General features: G+C 33.6%; 10 protein-coding genes. All 10 read left to right on the forward strand.

What is annotated here, in order from left to right:
* The first annotated feature begins 60 nt into the window (after positions 1 to 60).
* Positions 61 to 1,944, forward strand: a complete 1,884-nt coding sequence (gene dnaK, locus AC3ITQ_RS13855; protein WP_489234783.1) for a molecular chaperone DnaK — start codon at positions 61 to 63, stop codon at positions 1,942 to 1,944.
* Positions 1,945 to 2,131: 187 nt separating this feature from the next.
* Positions 2,132 to 2,686 (forward strand): hypothetical protein, encoded by a 555-nt coding sequence (locus tag AC3ITQ_RS13860; protein ID WP_489234784.1) that lies wholly within the window; start codon positions 2,132 to 2,134, stop codon positions 2,684 to 2,686.
* 182 nt (positions 2,687 to 2,868) lie between these two features.
* The gene (gene corA / locus AC3ITQ_RS13865) at positions 2,869 to 3,939 is read left to right on the forward strand and encodes a magnesium/cobalt transporter CorA (protein WP_489234785.1); all 1,071 of its coding nucleotides are present in this window, start codon (positions 2,869 to 2,871) and stop codon (positions 3,937 to 3,939) included.
* 32 nt (positions 3,940 to 3,971) lie between these two features.
* Complete coding sequence (gene pta / locus AC3ITQ_RS13870; protein WP_489234786.1) at positions 3,972 to 6,065, forward strand: phosphate acetyltransferase; 2,094 nt, start codon at positions 3,972 to 3,974, stop codon at positions 6,063 to 6,065.
* A gap of 86 nt (positions 6,066 to 6,151) precedes the next feature.
* Entirely contained in the window at positions 6,152 to 7,336 is a 1,185-nt protein-coding gene (locus AC3ITQ_RS13875) for an acetate/propionate family kinase (RefSeq protein ID WP_489234787.1), read from the forward strand.
* A gap of 95 nt (positions 7,337 to 7,431) precedes the next feature.
* A complete protein-coding gene (locus AC3ITQ_RS13880; RefSeq protein ID WP_489234788.1) occupies positions 7,432 to 10,176 on the forward strand; it encodes a helix-turn-helix and ligand-binding sensor domain-containing protein in 2,745 nt (914 codons plus the stop codon).
* Positions 10,177 to 10,420: 244 nt separating this feature from the next.
* Complete coding sequence (locus tag AC3ITQ_RS13885; protein WP_489234789.1) at positions 10,421 to 13,423, forward strand: SusC/RagA family TonB-linked outer membrane protein; 3,003 nt, start codon at positions 10,421 to 10,423, stop codon at positions 13,421 to 13,423.
* 4 nt (positions 13,424 to 13,427) lie between these two features.
* Positions 13,428 to 14,891, forward strand: a complete 1,464-nt coding sequence (locus AC3ITQ_RS13890; protein WP_489234790.1) for a RagB/SusD family nutrient uptake outer membrane protein — start codon at positions 13,428 to 13,430, stop codon at positions 14,889 to 14,891.
* A 74-nt stretch (positions 14,892 to 14,965) separates the two neighbouring features.
* A complete protein-coding gene (locus AC3ITQ_RS13895) occupies positions 14,966 to 16,339 on the forward strand; it encodes a glucoamylase family protein (protein ID WP_489234791.1) in 1,374 nt (457 codons plus the stop codon).
* 11 nt (positions 16,340 to 16,350) lie between these two features.
* Positions 16,351 to 17,064, forward strand: coding sequence for a carboxylesterase family protein (locus AC3ITQ_RS13900; RefSeq protein WP_489234792.1), 714 nt, complete (start codon positions 16,351 to 16,353; stop codon positions 17,062 to 17,064).
* The last annotated feature ends 1 nt before the right edge of the window (position 17,065 follow it).

Consider the following 17,065-nt stretch of genomic DNA (forward strand, 5'->3'; position numbering starts at 1 on the left):
CAAAGATTGACTTATGCCACCTGAGTTATAAAATGTATATCAAAATTAAATATATAAAAAATGGGTAAAATAATCGGAATTGACTTAGGTACGACGAACTCTTGTGTTTCTGTAATGGAAGGTAACGAAGCAGTTGTTATTCCTAACGCAGAAGGAAAAAGAACAACTCCATCTATCATCGCTTTTGTTGAAGGTGGCGAAATTAAAGTAGGTGATCCTGCAAAAAGACAAGCAGTAACTAATCCAACAAAGACTATTGCTTCTATCAAACGTTTTATGGGACATTCTTTTGGTGAAATCACTGAGGAAGCAAAAAGAGTACCTTATTCAGTAGTAAAAGGAGATAACAATACACCACGTGTGGATATTGATGGTCGTTTATATACTGCACAAGAGTTGTCAGCAATGACTCTTCAAAAAATGAAAAAAACTGCTGAAGACTATTTAGGTCAAACTGTAACTGAAGCGGTTATTACTGTTCCTGCTTACTTTAACGATGCACAACGTCAAGCGACTAAAGAAGCTGGTGAAATTGCAGGTCTTAAAGTTATGCGTATCATCAACGAGCCAACTGCAGCTGCACTTGCTTACGGATTAGATAAAAAAGGAACTGATCAAAAAATTGCTGTTTACGATTTAGGTGGAGGTACTTTTGATATCTCTGTTCTTGAATTAGGAGACGGAGTTTTCGAAGTATTGTCTACTGATGGAGACACTCACTTAGGAGGAGATGATTTTGACCATACAATTATTGACTGGTTAGCTGACGAATTTAAAGCTGAAGAAGGTATCGATTTACGTCTTGACCCAATGTCATTGCAACGTATCAAAGAAGCTGCTGAGAAAGCTAAAATTGAATTGTCATCTTCTGCAGAAACTGAAATCAACTTACCTTATGTAACTGCTACAGCTTCTGGACCAAAACACTTAGTTAAAAAATTAACTAGAGCTCAATTTGAAAAATTAACTGATTCATTAGTAAAACGTTCTATGGCACCAGTTGCTAAAGCGTTGAAAAATGCAGGTTTATCAGTTTCTGATATTGACGAAGTTATCTTAGTTGGTGGTTCTACACGTATCCCAAGAATTGTTGAAGAAGTTGAAAAATTCTTTGGTAAAAAAGCGTCTAAAGGAGTTAACCCTGATGAAGTTGTTGCAATTGGAGCAGCTATTCAAGGTGGAGTTTTATCTGGAGATGTAAAAGATGTATTGTTACTTGACGTTACGCCTTTATCTTTAGGTATCGAAACTATGGGTGGTGTTATGACTATCTTAATTGAGGCTAACACAACTATTCCAACTAAAAAATCTCAAGTATTCTCTACTGCTTCTGATTCTCAACCATCTGTTGAACTACACGTTCTTCAAGGTGCAAGAGCTATGGCTGTAGATAATAAAACTATCGGTCGTTTCCACTTAGATGGTATTCCACCAGCACCAAGAGGAGTTCCTCAAATCGAAGTTGCTTTTGATATTGATGCTAATGGTATCATCAAAGTAACTGCTACTGATAAAGGAACTGGAAAATCTCACGATATTCGTATCGAAGCTTCTTCTGGATTAACTTCTGAAGAAATCGAAAGAATGAAACAAGATGCTGAAGCTAACGCTGAGTCTGATAAAGTTTTAAGAGCTAAAGCTGAAAAAATTAATGAAGCTGACAGTACTATCTTCCAAACTGAAACTCAGTTGAAAGAGTTAGGAGATAAGCTTACTGACGATCACAAAACTGCTATCGAGTTTGCTTTGACTGAATTAAGATTTGCTCACCAATCTCAAGATCTTGAGGCTATCCAAAAAGGATTAGACAATGTGAACGCTGCATGGAAAACTGCAACTGAAGCTATGTATGCTCAAGGTGAACAAGGTCAACAAGCAGCTCCCCAACAAGAGCAATCGCAAGGTGACAATGTTGAAGACGTTGAATTCGAAGAAGTCAAATAATTCTTCTTTTACAATAATGAAAAACCGGACTAGAAATAGTCCGGTTTTTTTATGCAAAAAAACGAGTGTTTCTCTATTAAAAGAAGGTTCTATATATTTATTTTTAGGAATGAGGTTTTCCGTACTTTTTTTACAAGTTTTAGTAGTTATTTTGAAGGAAAATAAACCAAAACTTAACCTAAAAACTATGAAAAAAATTCTTGGAGGATTATTGTTTTTATCTATCTTATTTACAGGCTGCAGCAGTGATGAAAACGACGACGATAACAGCTCAATTTCGGCTACCATAAACGGAGTAGAATGGAAGCCAACTAAAATTAATAGTGTTACTTTAATTAAAATTTCCGGAAGTGGACAAAGATTTGATATAAATATTCAGGATGGCTCGCAAATGCTTATGCTAGCTTGTGAAAGTGAGTTTACAAGTAGCGACGCAATGCCATTGAAAGAATATAATTTTTATGAAGATATAGAAGATACTGATGGGAATGAATGGATTCCTAGCGATGCCTTGTTTGTAAATACTTATTTAATAGACGGAAATACTTATACAGAGCATATGCCAGTGGTTGGAAAAATGACAATAACTGCAATGGATCCGGAGAAAAAAACAGTATCGGGAACTTTTAGCTTTAAGTCGGAAAAAGGTAACGCCCTCCAAACTAAAATTGTAACTCCTGATATTTTTGAAGTAAAAAATGGAGTTTTTAGCAATTTATCTTATACTGTGTTGTCTCAATAAAACTTTGTAGTGTAAATAATTATGAACCGGACTAGAAATAGTCCGGTTTTTTTGTGACTAAGTTTTTAAGATCAAGAAGTTAGCAATAGCAGGTTTTTACTATTTGTATATCTTCACAAAATGACAAATGTCATTTCCCGTTCAAAATCTTTTTTGTAATATTACTATATAAATCATTTTGAATGAGAAAGATAAAATACAAAAAAGGCCGTAAACTGCAACATACTAGTTTAGAGTATACTGGATCTCATAAAGATCATGAAACAGAAATGCAGCTTTTTGTATATAACGATGCTGACGTTATCGAATATGAGAAATTTACCGTTTTTGCCTTAAATACCTGCATAGATTACACTAAAAATAATTGGCTGAATATTCATGGATTAAATAATCTCGAATTAATTAAAACAATCGGAGCGCATTTTAAGCTTGATGATTTTTTATTAGCAGATATATTAAACACTACCAAAAGAACGAAATTAGAAGAACAACAAGATGTTTTATTTTTTAATATCAAATCGCTTTTGCCTTCTGAGTATTCAGATGGTCTTAAAGTAGAACAGCTGAGTTTTATTTTAAAAGACGGAATTCTGATTTCTTTTCAGGAAAAACGGAGCGATTTCTTCACTCATATACGGGAACGTTTACGCACGCACGCTGGAATTGTAAGAACAAAAAAAGTAGATTATTTGCTTTATTTATTATTAGACGCTGTAATGGAGAATTTTTACATTACAATTGAAGATGAAGAGGATAATATTGAAGAATTGATTGATCTGACTAAAAAAGGTGCTGATCCTATTATTTTGGAAAAGATAGAAAATCATCGTGATAATTTTAATTTTTTAAAGCGTTCCATTATACCATTGCGTGATTCATTGTATTATTTGAAGACGATTAAAGATGATGATACAAATGAACTGATTCAGAAGGAAACTTTTAATTTTTTCGTCAGATTGCATCAAAAAAGTTTAGAGCTTTTGGAGCAAATTGATTCAGATATGAGTTCACTGGAAAGTGCTTCTAACTTTTATTTTTCGGAACAAAGCCGGAAAATGAATGAGATCATGAAAACACTGACGATTATTTCAGCCATTTTTATTCCGCTTACTTTTATTGTTGGGGTATACGGAATGAACTTTGAGTATATGCCGGAGCTTAAAGAGAGAAACGGCTATTTTATGGTCATGGGAGCCATGTTTTTATTGGTGATAGCCTTGATTATCTATTTCAAAAAAAGACGTTGGTTTTAACGTTTATTAATTATTATTTCAAACTTTAAATTATGAGCAAAGCAGTATACATAGCTACCAGCGACCATAATAGCGGAAAATCTATTATTACCTTAGGCTTGATGAGCATTTTAATTGGTAAAACGGCTAAAGTGGGTTATTTCAGACCTATAATAGAAGATTTTGTTGATGGAGAACAAGACAATCATATTGAAACAGTTTTGTCTTATTTTAACCTTGATATTAAGTTTGAAGAGGCTTACGCCATTACCAAAAGCAAACTGATCAAGAAAAAAAATAAAGGAAAAATAGGTGAGGTCCTGGATTTAATTATTGAAAAATATAAAAAACTGGAAGAACGTTTTGATTTTGTTTTAGTTGAAGGAACCAGTTTCACAGGAGAAGGTACTTCGATAGAATTAGACCTGAATGTTTTAATTGCCAAAAATCTCGGAATTCCAACCATGATTATTGGATCAGGAGTTGGGAAAACTTTAGAAGAGTTAGTAGACAGCCTTTATTTGGTTTACGATTCCTTTAAAGTAAAAGAGGTTGAAGTTTTATCGGTTTTTGCCAATAAAGTCCAGCCTGAAAATATTGAATTGGTAACCAAAGGTCTTCAAAAAAGTCTGCCGGCCAATGTTTTGATTAATACTATTCCGCTGATTTCAAGTTTGAATAATCCGACAATGCAGGAAATTGTTAATCAGCTAGATGCTAAAGTTCTATTCGGAAGTGCTTATTTAAATAATGAAATTGGACATTACAGTGTAGGAGCAATGCAGTTGCACAATTATCTGGTTCATTTGCATGACAATGCCCTTGTAATTACACCTGGTGACCGTTCTGATATTATTCTTGGAGCTTTACAGGCTAATGAGTCGGTAAATTATCCAACTATTTCAGGAATTATTTTAACGGGAAATATTATTCCGGAAGACAGTATCTTAAAACTTATTGAGGGACTTTCTGCAGTTGTTCCAATTATTGCTGTTGATGGGGGAACTTATAATATTACCAATAAAATAGGTTCGATACGATCTGAAATCTACGCGAATAATACGCATAAGATCGAAACTTCAATTACGACTTTTGAAAAATATGTAGCAATTGAAGCTTTATCAGAAAGAGTGATCACTTTTGTTCCCGAAGGAATGACGCCAAAAATGTTCCAGTACAATATGGTCAAAAGAGCCAAACAACACCGTAAACATATTGTTTTACCAGAAGGAAATGATGATAGAATCATTACTGCTGCGTCGAGATTATTAGATATGGATGTGGTTGATATTTCAATTATTGGCGATAAAAAACAAATAGAAAACAAAGTAGCTGAACTCGGAATAACTTTTGATTTTTCAAAAATAAAAATCATTAATCCAAGTGAATCTGAGTTTTATGAAGATTATGCGAATACCTATTATGAGCTTCGAAAAGCCAAAAATGTAAGCATAACAATGGCAAGGGATTTAATGGAAGATGTCTCGTATTTCGGAACTATGATGGTGTATAAAGGGCACGCTGACGGAATGGTTTCGGGAGCAGCACATACCACACAACATACGATTTTGCCAGCATTACAATTCATTAAAACAAAACCTAATTCATCTGTTGTTTCTTCTGTATTTTTTATGTGTTTGGAGGATAGAGTTTCTGTTTTTGGAGATTGTGCCATTAATCCGAATCCAACAGCAGAACAATTGGCAGAAATTGCTATTTCCTCAGCAGATTCAAGTTCAGCTTTCGGAATTGAGCCTAAAATTGCGATGCTTTCTTATTCTTCCGGAACTTCAGGAAAAGGTGATGAAGTAGAGAAAGTAAGAACGGCAACGGAAATAGTAAAACAAAAACGTCCTGATTTAAAAATTGAAGGACCAATTCAATATGATGCCGCAGTAGATCGTGCCGTAGGAAAAAGTAAAATGCCGGATTCTGAAGTGGCAGGGCAGGCGAGCGTATTAATTTTCCCCGATTTAAATACAGGAAATAACACGTATAAAGCTGTTCAAAGAGAAACCGGAGCATTGGCCATTGGACCAATGTTACAAGGTTTAAACAAGCCTGTAAATGATTTAAGTCGTGGCTGTACCGTAGACGATATTATAAACACAGTTGTAATTACAGCAATTCAGGCACAGGGACTTTAATTAAAAAATAGAAATTAAAACTTTGCATCTTCGTCGGAAATAAAAAAACTTAGTGACTTAGCGCCTTTGTGGCAAAATACTCAAAAATGAAAATACTAATTATAAACTCAGGAAGTTCATCCATAAAATATCAATTAATGGTAATGCCAACAAACGAAGTAATTTGTTCCGGTATGATTGACAGAATTGGTTTAGAAACTTCAAATATTACTTTTAAAACGGCATCAAATTCAATAGAAGAAACATCTCCTATTCCCAATCATAAAGTAGGTTTACAGAAAGTAGCTAATATGCTTTTGGATGCTGAAAAAGGTGTTATACAATCGACTTCAGAAATTGCAGCGGTAGGTCATCGTGTAGTGCATGGAGGAAGTGATTTTAGCGATACAGTAAAAATTGACGAAAAAGTAAAAGCAAAAATTAAACAGCTTTTTGAGCTGGCTCCTTTACATAATCCAGCCAATTTAGAAGGAATTAATGTTGCTGAAGAAATCTTTAGTTCAGCCGAGCAAATAGCTGTTTTTGATACTGCCTTTCATCAAACAATGCCGGAAGTGGCTTATAAATATGCAATTCCAAATTATCTTTTGACAGAAAATAAAGTCCGTGTGTATGGTTTTCACGGAACGAGCCACAAATATGTTTCTGAAAAAGCAATTGAATTTTTAGAGCATAATTCTAAAATCATTACTATTCATTTAGGAAATGGCTGTAGTATGGCTGCTGTTAAAGACGGAAAATGTATTGACACTACAATGGGGTTTTCTCCGTCAAATGGGTTAATTATGGGAACACGTTCCGGTGATATTGATCAGTCGGTTGTTTTTTACATGATTAAAAATCTTGGTTATACAGCGGATGAAGTAAATGCAGTTTTATTAAAACAAAGCGGTATGCTTGGACTTACTGGCTACAGTGATTTGCGTGATATTGAAGCTGAGGCTGAGAAAGGAAATAAGGAATGTCAATTGGCTTTGCAAATGAATGCTTATCGCATTAAAAAGTTTATTGGCGCCTATGCTGCAGCATTAAATGGCTTAGATGCCATTGTTTTTACGGCTGGAATTGGTGAAAACTCTTCGTATATGCGGAAATTAGTTTGTACGGATATGGATTATTTTGGAATAGAAATAGACGATGAAAAAAATCAAGTTCGCTCTAAAGCTATTAGAGAAATCAACAAAGCAGACTCCAAAGCTAAAGTTTTGGTAGTGCCAACTGATGAAGAATATGAAATAGCAAATCAGGTTTATCATTTGCTTGACAATTAAATAAGATACTAATACTAATAAAAAAGCTTCTCAATTGAGAGGCTTTTTTACTTATTAAATATTTGTCAGTATCTTTGGCTATAAAACTGAATATTTTGAAATCGATACTTCTAAAATCACTTTTCTTCTTTTTCATCGCTTCACAAATTCAAGCACAAGAATTACTTCCTTTCGTTGAAAATTATAATAAATCAAACTATCAGGGCGACAACCAAATTTGGAACGTTGTCCAGGGTAAAGATAATGCCATGTATTTTGCTAATAATCATTATTTGCTGCGATATGATGGCGTAAAATGGGAGAAATATACCTTACCAAATAAAACTATTATTCGATCCATTTTGATTGAAGGGGATCGTATTTATTCCGGTTCTTATAAGGAATTTGGCTATTGGTATCGAAAAGAGGGCAAAATGCAGTATGTTTCAATTACCAAAAACCTGCGCTTGTTTGACGAGAAAGACAATGAAGAAATCTGGAAAATTTTCAGATTCAATGGTTCGTTATATTTCCAGTCCTTCAATGATGTTTTTATTTATAACGGAAAACACATTCAGAAAATTAAATTTCCATTTCTAATTTCGTATTGCTTTGTTGTTGATCAGGATCTTTATGTTGCCTCTGTAGCAAAAGGTACTTTTAAAATGAACGGATCAAGGATTGCAAATCCAAAGGGATGGAATGTTCTTAAAAACTGTGTCGTTCATGCCATTGAAAAATACCAAAACAGGACTTATATTTTTACACAGAAAAAAGGAATTTTTACAGTAGAAAAAGAGGGTTTAAAGCCTTGGAATAATCCATTAAATGAAATTTTAAAAGAGTCAACAATTAATGTAGGCAAGTTTACTAAAAACAATAAACTTATTGTAGGTACCGGAAACCGAGGTGTTTTTATCTATGATTTTAAATCTGATACCTATAAAAATATTGACAGAAAAAATGTCTTAATGAACAACTCCATTTTGAGTATTGGTTTTGACAAAGAAAATGATTTGTGGCTGGGCTTAGATAATGGAATCGCTCATGTTGAGATCAATTCTCCTATTTCAATCTTTTATGATAATTCAGGTATTTTAGGCTCTGTTTACTCGGTTGCTACTACAAACAAAGGTTATTTAATAGCAACAAACCATGGCGTTTTTGAATTTGATTCAGGCAAATTCAAAATGATACCCAATACTCAGGGGCAGGCATGGAATATTACAGAAATCAATAATAAATATATTATTGGTCATAACGATGGCACATTTTCTTACGATAATGGTTCGCTGTCTAAAATAAATAATATTAGTGGTGGCTGGAATTTATCGAAAAGCAGTATTAATAATAATTACTTTCAGTCGACTTATAGTGGCGTTGTTGTTTATGATAATCTTTCAGATTTAAGTCAGAAGAAAGTGATTAAAGATCTTTCTAAACCTATAAAATATATAGCCCAGAACAAAAAGAATGAAATATGGGCTGCAGATAATTACCGTGGCCTCTATCGTGTTATATACGATGATAATTTTAAAACTAAAAAAGTTGAAAATATCACACAGCAAAGTAAGATTAAAAACGACTTTGGAGTTAAGATATTTGAATTTAGAAATGAAATTCTATTCCTGATCAATAATTCGTGGTACACTTATAATTCGATAACCAACAAACTAGAAGAAAACGAATTATTTAACCAGAACTTTAAAAATGTTTCGGATATAATAAGCATAGACGAGGATCATTTTATGGTACTTCAGGATGGAATTTTATACCATATTAAAGCTACTGGGAATAAATTTTTGTGGAATATTATTCAGGCGAAGTATTATAAAGGGAAATTAATCAATGATAATTTAAGGATTTTTAAGCATGCCAATCATTATTTACTAAATCTCGATGATGGTTTTATATCCTTACAATTGAAATATGAGAATAGGCAAAATTCAGCGGTTAAGATTGAATCTTTTAATGAGGAAAATTTAGTTCCAAACGATTCCAAAATTAAATATAATACGGAACTGCAAATAAATGTTATTTCAGGAATTTATGGAGCCAGTAAGCCTAATTTGTTTTATAAATTGGACAATAACAAGGAATTTATTCCCGTCCTAAACGGACTAATTGTTTTAAACAATTTAGATAGTGGAAGTCATGCTGTTAAGGTTTTTAAACACGATGGGGCGAACTATGATAAAGTTGCGAATTTCGAATTTAGTGTAGCAAAACCTTGGTATTTTTCATTTTGGATGATTTTGTTATACTTATTAATAATAGGAGCGGTGCTATTTTTCTATTACAAATGGAACAAGCTTCGTTATATGCAAAAATTAAGATTGCAGGCCGAAGAATTGAAACATCAGCGAGAAATTCTTGAAATGGAATTAAAAGCAGAGAACGAGTTGAATATGCAAGAATATCAAAAACATATCTTGGAACTCGAATTACAAACCAAATCATCTGAAGTTGCAGGGAAGTCACTATCAATTGCCAAACAAAGTGAAATGATCGAAAACATTCAGAATATTCTTGATTCTGAAAAAGACTTTAATAAACTTAAAAGCGAAATAAAAAAAGCAATTAAGATTAATGAAGTAAATAAGCACGAATGGGAAATTTTTGAAACCAATTTGAATCAGATTCACAATGAATTTATCATTAGTCTTTCAAAGAAATATCCAATTCTTACTCCAAAGGATATAAAACTGTGTGTGTATCTTAAAATGAACCTTTCTTCAAAGGAAATTGCACCTATGATGAATATCTCTTTTAGAGGTGTAGAATTACACAGATATCGCCTTAGAAAGAAATTAAATCTCTCGCAGGAAGAAAACCTGTCAAAGTTTTTATTAAGTGTGTAAGATTTGCATTTAAATTTTATGTTTTTTATATTTTTGAATAGCATTTTTTACATAATTCCAATACATCATCACTACATCATAACGTTATGTTAATAAAATTAAATTAACATTTATGGTATTGATTATCATTGATTTATAATCATGTTTTAACATAATGATGTAGCTATGTAGTAGTGCTGTTTGATGTACTACAACGTTGTAATTGTTTAATTTGGCTCTACTAACTTAAACGATTACGAACTGTATGAAAAATTTTATTTTTAGCTTTTTAGCGCTCTTATTGCTTCCGGCATATATGTCTGGACAGGCAATTAAAGGAAAAGTAGTAGACAGTAGTGGAATGGGTATTCCGGGAGCAGTTATTAGTGCTCCGCAATCCCGTACATCTACAGATGCTGATTTCGACGGAAATTTTACAATTAATGCAAAAGAAGGGGAGCTTTTAAAAGTCTCTATGCTTGGTTTTGACGCGGTTTCTGTACCCGCAACAGCTACTCCAATGACCATAACACTAAAAGAAGCAGGAGATACTGCTCTAAAAGAAGTGGTGGTTATTGGGTATGGTACCAGAAAGAAAATTGATAATACTTCAGCTGTTAGTTCAATTAAGTCTGAAGAAATTACAAAAATGAAGGTTGCAAATGCTTCTCAGGCTATACAAGGTAAAGCGGCTGGTGTTCAGGTGTCTACTTCAGATGCACCAGGAAGTACTCCTTCAGTTGTAATTAGAGGAGCTGGAACTGCATTAGGAGGAAGAAATCCTTTATATGTTGTAGATGGTATGCCTACTGAAAATATCAATAACATTAATACTAATGATATTACATCTTACGAAATTTTGAAAGATGCTTCCTCATTAGCTATTTATGGAACTAGAGGGGCAAATGGTGTAATTATGATTACAACCAAAAATGGAAAAGGAAAACTTACTGTAGATGTCGAAAGTTTTGCAGGTATTAGAAGCCCTTTGAAAAAAGTAAAAATGGCAAATAGTGATGAGTATGTTCGCTATAGTAATGCTGCTTTTATCAATGATTTTCCACAAGGAAGATTTTCTGCTAATCAGCCTTATAATACTGATTGGTTTGATGAGATTACAAGAACAGGATCTTATACTCAAAACAATATTTCTATTTCAGGATCTTCGGAAAATGTAAAATACTTTTTTAGTGTTGGAAATTATGAAGAAAAAGGAATTTTAAACGGATCTGATTACGGACGTACTACTATTAGAAACAATAATGAATTCAAACTTTCAGAAAAAGTTAAAATAAGCCAAAATTTTAGTGTAAGTACTATAAAGAATACACCAATGCCTTTGAGTGCATTTACTAATGCTTATAGACAATCACCATTAGTTCCCGTACGTTATGCTGATGGAAAATATGGTGTACCTTTTGTTTCGAATGGTGTTGTAGCTGAAACAGGAGCATCTTTTAATAATGTTGGTAATCCTGTCGCTCAATTAGACTATACAGATGAGCAACAAGAAAGTGTTATTTTACAAGGTGGATTAAAATTAGATTGGGATATTATTAAATCTCTAAAATTTACCTCACAATTTAATGGAGAGTATTTTACATACAATCAGTATAATTATGTAGATAATACAGCACTTTGGTTAGCTGCAGATCCTACTCGTGTAGCATCGGCATACCCTTCAGATTTGAATAAAAATACTTTGACAAGAGGTAGAGACGAATATTTCAATTGGAATTTATCTAATTATTTGACTTATAATAAAGTTTTTGCGGAAATTCATGATGTGGAAGTTACGGCAGGTATTGAGGCTAATGTACAAGGTACCAGAGAAAAGTTAACGATCGATAGAAAAAATGTAAATCCAAATTCTAACTACTGGTCTTTAAAAGATATTAATGTTGCAAGTTCAGTGACAGGTTTTAAAGATGAGGCTTTGAATCAAAGAAGATTAGCGTCTTATTTTGCACGTTTTCAGTACAAATTATTAGACAAATATTTGGTTACAGGTACTGTAAGACGTGACGGATCATCACAATTTGCTGATGACAAACGTTGGGGAACATTCCCATCTGTTGGTTTAGGTTGGATTGTTTCTAAAGAAAGCTTTTTGAGCAATGTAGAACCTATTAATTTATTAAAAATTAGAGGATCTTGGGGTAGATTAGGAAATCAAAATGTACCTCTTAATACGCAACTATTAACTTCTGGATTAGATTATTCAGGTATAGGTTCTGGTACTACAATAAATTCTCAGGTAGATCCTAATTTATCTTGGGAGATTGTTGAAGAACTTTCAGGAGGATTTGATTTTGAAGTATTGAACAGCAGATTAAAAGGATCATTTGATGTATATGATAAAAATACAACAAATACAATTTTGAATGTTAAACCATATTCTACTTCAGGAATTACAGTAGCTACACCTGCACATATTGGAGAAGTATCTAACAAAGGTTATGAAATTTCTTTGCGTTGGGATGATAAAATAAACGACAATTTAAGCTACTGGGTAGGAGGAAATTTTTCTCATAATAAAAATGAACTTACCAGTCTTAAAAATGTACAGTTGAATCCAATTATTGGAGGAAGTTTAGGAAATGGAGAAAACACCAAAATTCTTGATAATACTTCGGTAGGACAGCCTTTAGGCAGCTTTTTTATGTATGAGTATGCTGGCATTGACCAAGCAAACGGACAAATGCTTTATTATAAAGCAGATGGATCTAAAGTTGCAAGAGCAGGGTTAGACGAACTAAAAGATAAAAAATATGTAGGTTCACTTTTACCAACATCTAATTATGGTGTTACTTTAGGGTTGAATTACAAAAATATTGATTTTTCTGTTGATGGTTATGGAACAGGAGGAGCAAAGGTATATAATGGTAAAAAAGCACAAAGATTTGGGGGAGAAAATATCGAAGCTTCAGTAGCTCGCGATTTCTGGTCACTTACAAATCCAACATCTTCAAATCCAGCACCTTCTAATGCGAATCCTATAGCTTCAACATATTATTTGGAATCTGCAGATTTCTTCAGAATCAATAACATTACTTTAGGATATAAACTTCCACTTAAAGACGATCAGTTTATTAGCTTTTGCCGAATCTATGTAAACGCAATTAATCCGTTTATCTCACAAAAATTCTCTGGATTTTCACCAGATGTTACAAGTGATGGTAAACTTGTTGAAGGCACTCAGGGGGTTGAGTTAGATGCTTACCCATCATTGAGATCATTTGTTATAGGTGCAAATTTAAAATTTTAATATTATGAAAAGATTATATATATCAATGTTTGTACTTTCAGGATTGCTATTATCCGGATGTTCAAATGATTTTTTGGATGTCGAGCCAACAGAAGCTATTCCGGCTGATCCTAATTTGGTTAATAGCGACGCTGGCGCGACAGGTTTTGTAACGGCCATCTACAATCAATTTCTAGGATGGGAAATGTCCTCTTTTGGATGGAATGCAGTTTCAAGTATTATCTCAGATGATGCAGATAAAGGTTCTGATCCTGGAGATGCAGGTGGTGACAAAGGTATTGTAGATGCTTTAACTTATAATGCTTCAACTCCATCATTTCAATCAACCTGGGAGGCTAATTATGCTGGGATAAACAGATGTAATCAGGCATTGGCAATGTTTCCTAAATTAGATATGGCAACACCTAGTTTAAAAGCAAGATTAGTAGGTGAAACGAAGTTTTTGAGAGCTTTTATGTATTTTACTTTAGTAAAAGGATATGGTGGAGTTCCAATTGTAGATCATTTGGCTCTTGTCCCAATTTCTGAGGAAGATAGAAAAATGCAATTGACGCGTAAATCAGTAGCAGAAGTTTATGCTTTTATAGAACAAGATCTTAATGAGGCTATTGAAGCTTTACCGTTAAAATCAGCTTACACAGGAGCAGATGTTGTTAGAGCTTCTAAAGGATCAGCTTATGCTTTATTAGCAAAAGTAAATCTATATCAAAAAAATTGGCAAAAAGTAATTGACAATTGTGATAAAGTAACAGGTTACTCTTTAGTTTCTGATTATGCTTCACAATTTAAAAAAGAAGGAGAATTTGGTCCGGAATCTATTTTCGAAATTAATGGAGTAGGTTCTACTTCTAGCCCTGGATTTGGAATTGGAAATTACTCTGTTTCTCAAGCACCACGTGGTGCCGGAGGTTGGGGTTGGGGATTCAACACACCAACTGAAGGCTTAGCAAATGCCTATGAGCCTGGAGATGTTAGAAAAAATGCAACCATTATTTTCAGGGGTTCAGTTTTATATGATGGTAGAGAAGTTCCATCAACTGTAGCAAATCCAAGATATAATTATAAAGCATATTCATCATCTTTTTATAATCAGGAATTTACAGATACAAATCTTAGATATTTAAGATATGCTGAAGTTATATTAATGAAAGCTGAGGCTTTAAATGAATTAGGGCAAACTTCTGAGGCAATTCCTTTAGTAAATCAAATTCGTAAAAGAGCTGGTTTGGGAGATACGCCATTTACTTCTCAGAGTGATATTAGAAAAGCGATCTGGAAAGAAAGAAGATTAGAATTTGCTTTTGAGCACGACAGATGGTTTGATCTTGTTAGAACAGGACAAGCAGAAGCGGCTATGGCAGCAGACGGAAAAACTTTTATTGTTGGAAAACATGAATTATGGCCTATTCCAACTTCATTCTTAAGAGAAGCGAATGGACTTTCACAACAAAACCCTGGTGGTTACTAATTAAAACTTCAAAATCACTCTCTTCTTTTGAAGGGAGTGATTTTTTAAAAATATGAATTTTTTAAAATTTTGTAATGATTAGATTATCGATTCTATTTAGTATTATCACCCTTTTTAGCTGTGGTAAGCAAGAAAATAAACAAAAAGAAGTTTCTTCTGAAAGTATTCCTGTTAAGCAATTGACAGACGATCAGCTTTTAGATGCAGTCGAAAAACAGACTTTTGCTTATTTCTGGGATTATGCTGAACCAAATTCAGGTTTAGCCAGAGAACGTTTTCATCCTGATGGGAATTATCCTGAAAATGATGCTCATATTGTTACAACAGGAGGTTCAGGTTTTGGATTAATGGCTCTTGTTTCTGGTATGTCACGTGGTTATATAACAAAAGAGAAAGGCGTTGAAAGACTAAATAAAATTGCTGATTTTCTTGCAAAAGCTGATCGTTTTCACGGTGCCTGGCCACATTGGATGGATGGAAACACCGGAAAAGTAAAGCCATTTGGAATGAAAGATAATGGAGGAGATTTAGTAGAGACTTCCTTTTTAGTAGCAGGAATGATTACGGTTCGCGAATATTTACAAACAGGTTCTGATAAAGAGAAAGCAGTAGCTAAAAAGTATGATGAACTTTGGAAAGGGGTGGATTGGAATTGGTTTACTAACAATAAAAATGTATTGTACTGGCATTGGTCTCCAACTTATGACTGGCAAATGAATTTTGCTTTGCAAGGATACAATGAATGTCTTATTACTTATGTTATGGCAGCATCCTCGCCAACACATACAATTGATGCAAAAGTATATCACGAAGGTTGGGCTAGAAGTGGGGGAATTGTTTCTTCTAAAACCAAATATAATTTGCCTTTAATTTTAAAACACAATGGAGCTGAAGAATTCGGCGGACCTTTATTTTGGGCACATTATTCTTATTTAGGCTTAGATCCGAATCAGTTGAGCGACAAATATGCAAATTATTGGGATCTAAATTCAAATCAGGTAAAAATTGACTACCAATATTGTGTCGAAAATCCAAAGAAGTTTAAAGGTTATGGAACTGATTATTGGGGATTAACGGCTTCCTATTCTAGAAATCCTGACGGTTCAATTGGCTATGATGCGCATATGCCAAGCAATGATAAAGGAGTTATTTCGCCAACAGCAGCAGTCAGTTCAATTGTATATACACCAAAAGAATCGATGGCTGTAATTCGAAATCTATACGAAAACCATAAAAAAGATACGTGGGGAGAAGCCGGATTTTATGATGCAGTAAGTTTAGAAAACAACTGGACAGCAAAAAGATATTTGGCAATTGATCAGGGACCAGAAGTGGTTATGATCGAAAACTATCGTTCAGGTTTATTGTGGAAATTATTTATGAATGCTCCTGAAGTAAAACAGGGTTTAGTAAAACTGGGATTTAAGTCTAAAAAATACGGATTCTAATCCTTCATTAAATGAAATACAAAATAACTTTATTAATAATATTATTTTCCATTTTGGGTTTTGCACAAAGCGAAAAAACAGGAACAATAAAGACGGTTGCAGTCCTAAAACATGAATTAGGTTATGCTTTACACAAACCAGCGAATACAAAAGAGAAAAAGCCATTAATCGTTTTTATTTCTGGTGATGGAGAAAAAGGAACAGACATAGAAAAAGTAAAAATTCATGGACCTTTAAAATACTTAATAACACATCAATTAGATGCTTATGTCTTGGCTCCTCAATGTAAGGAAGACGAGAAGTGGAACATCGAGTCTATTAATGAATTGATTCTAAAAGTTCAAAGAGAGAACAAAATAGACGCCGACAGAATCTATGTTACAGGTTTAAGTTCCGGTGGCTGGGCAGCTTGGAATTTGGCGCTTACCTATCCTGATAAGTTTGCAGCAATTGTTCCGATTTCGGGGTTTGTTGATTTAATTGAATTAGAAAGTGCGTGTAAAATTGCCAATATTCCGACGAGAATTTTTCATGGATTATTGGATGATGTAGTAAAGGTTGATTATGCCATAACGATTTACAAAGAATTAAAAAAATGCAACGCCAAAGATGTTCAACTGACTATTTTTGATGACGCAGGCCACGACAGTTGGTCACGAGTTTACAACAATCCGGAAATTTATGACTGGATGTTGAAACAGATTAAAACAAATATGAATAAATAAA

This window comes from Flavobacterium sp. KH_001 (assembly GCF_057840745.1).